The 1324-nt window shown below is 67.2% G+C and carries 1 protein-coding gene; it reads right to left on the reverse strand.

Features of this window, described 5'->3' with window-relative positions; genetic code table 11:
- Nucleotides 1–41: 41 nt before the first annotated feature.
- Nucleotides 42–1214 carry an IS481 family transposase gene (locus tag ACERZO_RS50305; protein ID WP_372673161.1) on the reverse strand — a complete coding sequence of 391 codons (1173 nt, stop codon included), beginning with the start codon at nt 1212–1214 and terminating at the stop codon, nt 42–44.
- Nucleotides 1215–1324: the final 110 nt, after the last annotated feature.

Raw genomic sequence — 1324 nt, forward strand, 5'->3', positions numbered from 1 at the left:
AACCCTGTGTCATGTCTCAGGACCTCACAGACAGATCTGTCTCAGGACTTCCCGGACAGTTTCTGGTTGGTGAGGCGTTGGTAGCGTACCGATCGGTCTAGCGTGAGCTGGCGGGCGACCGTGTCGTCGATCATGACGGTGACCCGGTCGCCTTGCCAGTAAACCTCGGCGGTGCGCCCGGCCCAGGTGCGTCCCAGGACGATGGAGCAGCCGGAGAACGCGATCACGCCGGTGGCCGAGACCGGCCGGGTGGTGAGACCGCTGGGCCGGCGCGGGCCGGTGGCGGGGACGGCTTTCGGGCGGGCGTCATAGCGCTGCTGAGGTGTGTCGCCCTCGAGGCTCTGGTGGCGGCGATGGTTGTAGATCCGCCGGTACTCCTCCAGCAATTCCTGCAGTTCGGCCAGGGTGGCGGCGGGTGGGCGCGCGGCGAGCCAGGTCCGCAAGGTGTGGTGCACGCGTTCGTTCTTGCCGCAGGTCTGCGGGTGGTGCGGGGTGGCGGCGATGCTGGTGATGCCGAGTCCGGCGAGGTGGCGTTCCAGTTCGACCATGCGGCCGCGGTGTTTGCCGGTGAAGGCCAGCCCGTTGTCCGAGAGCAACCGGACGGGCAGGCCGTAGCCGGCGAAGGCCTGTTGCAGCGCGGCCCAGGTGGCGGTGGTGGTTTCGCTGTCCGCGGCGTAGGTGCCGACGTCGAGACGGGAGTGGTCGTCGAGGATCTGGATGATGCAGACCTTGGTGCCGTCGGCCAGGTAGTGCTCCATGCCGTCGATTTGCCAGCAGCCGTTGGGGTCGGTGTATTCGAACCGGCGGCGGGTGCGGGGTTTCTTGCGGGGTTGGGGGGTGATCTGGCCGTGGGCGCGCAGGATCCGGTGGATCGAGGCACGGGAGGGCACCGGGGTGACGCCGGTGTCTTGCAGGTGCCAGTGGATGGAGATGGGGCCGTTGTCCAGGCCGGCCTCGGCGAGTTCTTTGCGGGTCCGCAGCACCGCCTCGGCCACCGATGCGGTGACCGCGCTCGGGTGGTGGTGCGGGGCGGTGCTGCGGCGGGCGAATCCGTCGGTGCCTTCGGCCCGGAACCGGGTCAGGTATTTGTAGAAGGTGTCTCGGGACAGGTAGTGCTCGCGGCAGAACCGGGCCACGTTGATCTTTTCGCCGTGAGCGGCTCGGGCGACCGCGGCGACGAACTCAGGATCCATCGAAAACCCTGCTCTGCCCATCGAACCATGGTCACCATTGACGCTGTGGTCACCATGCTGACAGGCCGGTCAGTGTCCGCGATGTCCTGAGACATCAACTGTCGGCGATGTCCTGAGACTCAACACAGTGT

The organism is Amycolatopsis kentuckyensis, assembly GCF_041679295.1.
Taxonomy (GTDB): Bacteria; Actinomycetota; Actinomycetes; order Mycobacteriales; family Pseudonocardiaceae; genus Amycolatopsis; species Amycolatopsis kentuckyensis_A.